The following is a 5,776-nucleotide window of genomic DNA, read 5'->3' on the forward strand; positions in this document are numbered from 1 at the left end:
TATCTATCCAAGAAGGAATATATCAAGGACGCGGTAGTTATGGCGCCGGACATCGGCGGCATAAAGATGGCACGAGCGTTTGCGCGCCGTTTAGACCTTGATTTAGCCGTAGTGGACAAGCGGAGGGAGAAAGCAAATAAATCGGAAGTTGTGAACATTATTGGAGATATAGAGGGTAAAATAGTTCTCTTGTTGGACGATCTTGTAGATACGGCAGGAACGCTGATAAATGCTGCTGAAACATCTATCAATAAGGGAGCGGAAGCGGTTTATACTCTGGCTACCCATCCTGTTCTTTCCGAAAACGCTCTGCAAAAAATAGATGAATCTTCGATAGAAAAACTTATAGTAACCGACACAATTCCGTTAAGGGAAGACCATACATCTGAAAAGCTGGAAGTAGTATCCGTGGCTAATATTTTCAGCGAAGCAATCATCAGAATACACGAAGAGAGGTCTATCAGCAAACTTTTTGACGAACAGGATTATTGAATTGATTAAAGGAGCAAGATATGGCAAATGATTTACTTAACGTCAGGTCTCGGGAAGTAGTTAAAAAAAGCGTTTTAAGCAGCACGAGGCGCGAGGGTGGAATTCCCGGTGTGTACTATTCTTCGGGAGATGAACCGGAACTACTTTTGATAGAGGAGCGGGAGCTGCTTGGAATAATCGCTTCGGGAAATGTGATAATAAATATGAAATTGGACGATGCCGATGCCAAGAAAGTTGTAATAAAAGAAGTGCAGATTCATCCGGTAACGGATAAGATACTCCACGTCGACTTGATGGGAATCAGAATGGACAAGGAGATTGAACTCCAGATACCGATTCATTTTGAGGGAACTCCTGAAGGAGTAAAATTGGGAGGTCTGCAGCAATCCACGTTAAGAGAACTCACCCTGAGAGGGCTGCCGGGTGATATACCGGAAGTAATAAACATCAACGTGGAAAACCTGGATATAGGGGATTCGATTCATGTAAGTGAAATCAGTCTGCCGAAAATATCTATAGTGACTGAGGCGGAACTTGCAATCGTTTCCGTTGTGACTCCCAAGATCGTCGAAGAGGTTGTTCCGGAAGAAGAGCTTGAAGAACTTGAGGGTGAAGAGGGTGAAGAGGTTGAGGGAGAGGAAGGAGCAGAAAAGGGTGAAAAAGAAGAATCTCCCGGAAAGGCTCCGGATAAATCGGAAGAGAAATAAAATATACCCAGTGTATTTTTGAAGTGTCTGATAGGATTAGGTAACCCGGGTTCGGAATATGAAGAGACAAAACATAACCTGGGTTACATGGTGATCGACAGAATTGCGCAGAGGAAGAGGACGACTCTCAAGCCGGGCAGCGGACCGTATTGGGAATCAAAGGATGGGACGGGGCCGTTCCTGCTAATTAAGCCTACGACGTCTATGAACGAAAGCGGAATTGCTGTTCTGGCTCTGAAGGACAAATATGATTTTTCGCCGTCCGATATGCTCGTTATCTATGACGATCTTGATCTGCCGTTAGGGTCTGTCCGGATAAGGGAGAAGGGGGGAGCAGGGGGACACCACGGGATGGAATCGATCATTTACCATCTCCGCTCGGAGGATTTCCCCCGTATCCGGCTCGGTATCGACAGCGTGGAGAGGGACTCGGACGACGTCGAATTTGTTCTGTCAAGATTTAGCGAAGATCAGATCGGAGATATTCGGAATATGGTCGATTACGCCGCGGATGGCGCGCTTGAATTCATATACAGCGATATTCATAGGAGTATGAATAAATTTAATAAGAGGGAAAACGAGGGTAACTTAAACAGGGAGGAAAACTGAAATTGGAAATACCCGGATTTACAGAGTATGCGCCATGGTTCGGCGTCGGCGGGATGGTGGTAGCCTTTTTAATATATCTTTATATTTCAAAACAGGATGCCGGTAATGATAAGATGCGTGAGCTTGCCAGCCTGATACATGACGGAGCAATGGTTTTCCTCAAGAGGGAATATACGATTCTGCTCGGATTCATACTTGTAGTGACGATATTTCTTTATTGGCAGATATTTCCTCAAACTGCATTTGCCTATCTTGCGGGCGCATTTTGCTCGATGCTCGCAGGTATCTTCGGGATGAAAGCTGCGACCAAGGCAAACGTCAGGACTGCGCAAGCGGCTGCATCAAGCGGTCAAGCCAAGGCGCTGTCTATTTCGTTCATGGGTGGATCTGTCATGGGTCTCTCCGTAGCAAGCCTCGGACTGATCGGCGTCGGAATTTTTTTCCTGATATTCGGACGGGATATATCTACGGCTAAATATATCACCGGGTTCGCTATGGGAGCGAGCACGATAGCATTATTCGCGAGAATTGGAGGCGGGATATTCACTAAAACGGCAGACATCGGCGCGGATCTGGTCGGCAAGATAGAAGAGGGGATACCGGAGGACGATCCGAGAAATCCCGGCGTTATCGCCGATATGGTCGGCGACAACGTGGGGGATACGGCGGGAATGGGAGCGGATATCTTCGAGTCTTATGTAGGCTCAATAATAGCGACAATCGCCATTGGCGCGACTTCTGCGATGACTCAATCGATGCCGATCAAGTTTATGTCGTTACCGTTGATTCTTGCGATGCTGGGTCTCGTTGCTTCGCTTCTCGGGATAGCCTCGATCAAAGTTCTGAGTAAAGGGAGTCCGGCAGGCGCTTTGAGGTATTCGACAATAATTGCCGCACTGCTGTTTCTTATAGGCGCCTATTATGCTACTGATATGCTTGATTTCAGGGGAAGCTTGAGCGAAGGTGACGTCACCGGGATATCGATCTTTTGGGCAATAGTCGCAGGAAGTCTTGCAGGAATATTCATCGGATTTTCAACTGAATATTATACCGGAGCAAAACCGATCCGGGACGTGGCGGAAGCATCTAAAACGGGACCTGCCACGAACGTTATTACGGGATTGGCGGTAGGATTTGAAAGCACAACCGTTCCAGTCATCATCATTTGCGCAACAATATATTTTGCATCCGAATTCGCGGGTCTTTACGGCATAGGGATAGCGGCGGTCGGGATGCTCGCTACTGTGGGGATCACGATGTCGGTCGATGCCTACGGGCCGATTGCGGACAACGCCGGAGGCATAGCGGAGATGGCGGGGCTCGGTGATGACGTGCGTGAGATTACCGATGGGCTCGATTCGCTGGGAAACACAACGGCAGCACTCGGAAAAGGGTTTGCCATCGGTTCTGCCGCGCTTACGGCTTTAGCGCTCTTTGCTGCATATACAAGAGCAGTGGAACTCGAAACCGTGGGGATAGATCTTACCAAACCGATAGTAGTCATAGGTTTGCTCCTTGGCGGAGCTGTGCCGTTTCTTGTTGCATCGCTGACTATGACGTCTGTCGGCAAGGCGGCATTCAAGATGGTGGAAGAGATTAGAAGGCAGTTCAGAGAAATTCCGGGTCTGATGGAAGGCACGGCAACTCCGGACTCAGCCCGCTGTGTTGATATCAGTACACGAGCTGCATTGAGAGAAATGATAGCTCCCGGATTGATAGCGATCTTCGTCCCGATCGCTGTAGGCTTTCTTCTCGGTAAAGAGGCGCTTGGAGGATTGCTTGCCGGCTCGTTATTATCGGGAGTTTTCCTTGCGCTTTTCATGTCGAACGGAGGAGCCGCGTGGGATAACGCTAAAAAGTACATTGAGGCTGGAAATTTAGGAGGGAAGGGCTCAGATGCACATAAAGCTGCTATCGTAGGAGATACGATCGGCGATCCGTTTAAAGATACTTCCGGACCTTCAATGAACATCCTGATAAAACTTATGTCGGTTGTATCTCTGGTTATAGCACCATTACTTTTATGATAACGAAATGGAGGAAAGAGTGAACTATTACGAAACGTTGTATATCATCAATTCTTCTCTTGAAGCTGTTGAGATCAAACAGGTAAAGAAAGAAGTCGAGGAATTCATTATTTCTGAAGGCGCTGATATTTATAGCAAAAGCGATTGGGGGAGGACGAGACTGGCTTATGAAATAGAAAAACAGCGTTATGGAAACTTTATTTTACTTAAATTTGCAGGGAAACCCGAACTGGTAAAAATGCTCAAAGAAAAGTTCGGTTTAATGGAAGCTGTCCTGTCTCATTTATGTGTCGGACTTGACGAAGAACCTGAAAGAGTCAAAGAGGAGATCAGGGCAAACGAAGAGAAGGATAAGGAACCAAAGACGGAGAAAGTGTAAATGGCTGAATTGCGCATGCCCGATCTGAATATGGTAGTTATTGCAGGCAACCTGACCAACGATCCGACCTTCGGAGAGACAACCGACAGAACGCCGGTGGTGAACTTTCATCTCGCATCGAACCGCAGATTCAGGGATAACAAGGGGCAGGTAAAAGAAGACGTTTGTTTTGTCGGTGTGGTGGCATGGGATGCGCTGGCAAAGAGCTGCAAAGGAAGATTGTCAAAAGGCAGCTCGGTTGTCGTGTCCGGAGAGCTTCAGTCCCGGAAATGGAAATCCGAGGATGGGCATAACAGAACTATTGTTGAGATCAAAGCCCGGAAGATACAGTTCCTTGATAAATACATAAGCGAACATAAGGAAGAAGAGAAGAACGAGCCGGTAGAAAAGAACAAGGACGAGATCCTTGACAATAGCGGAGAAGATAAAGTAAAAACAAACGGTGAGGCGGAAAAAAAGGAAGAGGCTGATGAGGCGGTGGAGGCAGAACCGGCGGAGAGAGTCGAAATGTCCGGTGTGGATGAAGACAAAGACACCGAAAAAGACGAATTCGGTTATAGAGGATTAGAGATTTAATTATCGGAGAAGATTGAATGGCGATTTCAAAGAAGAAAATATGCAGATTTTGCGAAACTCGTGAGCTTATTATAGACTACAAAGACCCGAGAATGTTGAGAAAATTCATAACGGAACAGGGAAAGATTATTCCCCGCAGGATTTCGGGATCGTGCGCAAAGCATCAACGTGAGATAACATCGGCTATCAAGAGAGCCAGAAACATCTCGCTGTTGGCGTACACGGTTAAATCGGTGTAGTGAGGGAGCTGTATGAAAATTATACTTACAAAAGACCATGAGAACCTCGGCGACGCGGGGGAGATAGTGAAAGTGAAGGACGGATATGCCCGAAATTATCTTATCCCGAGAAGCATCGCATTAGAAGCGAGCAAAGCCAACATGCGGGTATACGATGAAGGTAAGAAACGGCAGCAGGCGAAAAAGAGCCGTGAGGTCACCGGCGCTGAAGAGATAGCAGCCGAGATGAGTAAAGTCTCTATCACGGCAAGCGTTCAGGTAGGAGAAGAAGACAAGGTGTTCGGTGCGGTAACCTCGCAGGAAATATCAACCCTTTTAGAAGAAAAAGGATTCACGGTCGACAAAAGGGATATACTCCTTGAGGATCCGATTAAAGCGCTCGGTATTTATAACATCTCCGTGAAAGTGCATCAGGATGTAAAAGCGGAAGTAAAACTCTGGGTGATCAAGCAGTAAATTTCAATATAAATAATCATTTAAAAGCGTGGGTCATACCTGCGCTTTTTATTTGATATCGGATCGAACTCCCCTTTTAAATTGCATTTTCCTTAAGGTTGCTCTATCTTGATTTTCAATGAATGACGCTCAAAAGACCGTAAACGTAGCGTTTCCACTGCTTTTAGATGACGCTTACACCTACAGAGTTCCGAATGATTGGGTTGACCTGCCAATCGGATGCCGCGTCGCGGCGCCGCTTAAAAATAAAACTGAAGTTGGTTTCGTGGTCGAGGCTTCCGCTGATAAAAA

The 5,776-nt window shown here is 46.7% G+C and carries 9 protein-coding genes; all 9 read left to right on the plus strand.

Features of this window, described 5'->3' with window-relative positions; genetic code table 11:
- Window positions 1-492 (plus strand): ribose-phosphate diphosphokinase (gene prs / locus IID12_09550; GenBank protein ID MCH8289331.1); only part of this gene is annotated, 492 nt, incomplete at its 5' end.
- Between the two features lie 20 nt (window positions 493-512).
- Window positions 513-1,199: a 50S ribosomal protein L25 gene (locus tag IID12_09555; GenBank protein MCH8289332.1), complete on the plus strand. Its 687-nt coding sequence runs from the start codon at window positions 513-515 to the stop codon at window positions 1,197-1,199.
- A gap of 18 nt (window positions 1,200-1,217) precedes the next feature.
- Entirely contained in the window at window positions 1,218-1,808 is a 591-nt protein-coding gene (locus IID12_09560) for an aminoacyl-tRNA hydrolase (GenBank protein ID MCH8289333.1), read from the plus strand.
- 53 nt (window positions 1,809-1,861) lie between these two features.
- A complete protein-coding gene (locus IID12_09565; protein MCH8289334.1) occupies window positions 1,862-3,835 on the plus strand; it encodes a sodium-translocating pyrophosphatase in 1,974 nt (657 codons plus the stop codon).
- Window positions 3,836-3,854: 19 nt separating this feature from the next.
- On the plus strand, window positions 3,855-4,214 hold the full coding sequence (rpsF, locus tag IID12_09570; protein MCH8289335.1) for a 30S ribosomal protein S6: 360 nt from the start codon (window positions 3,855-3,857) through the stop codon (window positions 4,212-4,214).
- Window positions 4,215-4,790, plus strand: coding sequence for a single-stranded DNA-binding protein (locus IID12_09575; GenBank protein ID MCH8289336.1), 576 nt, complete (start codon window positions 4,215-4,217; stop codon window positions 4,788-4,790).
- 17 nt (window positions 4,791-4,807) lie between these two features.
- On the plus strand, window positions 4,808-5,029 hold the full coding sequence (locus tag IID12_09580; protein ID MCH8289337.1) for a 30S ribosomal protein S18: 222 nt from the start codon (window positions 4,808-4,810) through the stop codon (window positions 5,027-5,029).
- Between the two features lie 12 nt (window positions 5,030-5,041).
- Complete coding sequence (locus tag IID12_09585; GenBank protein ID MCH8289338.1) at window positions 5,042-5,485, plus strand: 50S ribosomal protein L9; 444 nt, start codon at window positions 5,042-5,044, stop codon at window positions 5,483-5,485.
- Window positions 5,486-5,603: 118 nt separating this feature from the next.
- Window positions 5,604-5,776 (plus strand): hypothetical protein (locus tag IID12_09590; protein MCH8289339.1); only part of this gene is annotated, 173 nt, incomplete at its 3' end.

This window comes from Candidatus Neomarinimicrobiota bacterium (assembly GCA_022567655.1).
Classification (GTDB): Bacteria; Fidelibacterota; SORT01; order SORT01; family SORT01; genus JADFGO01.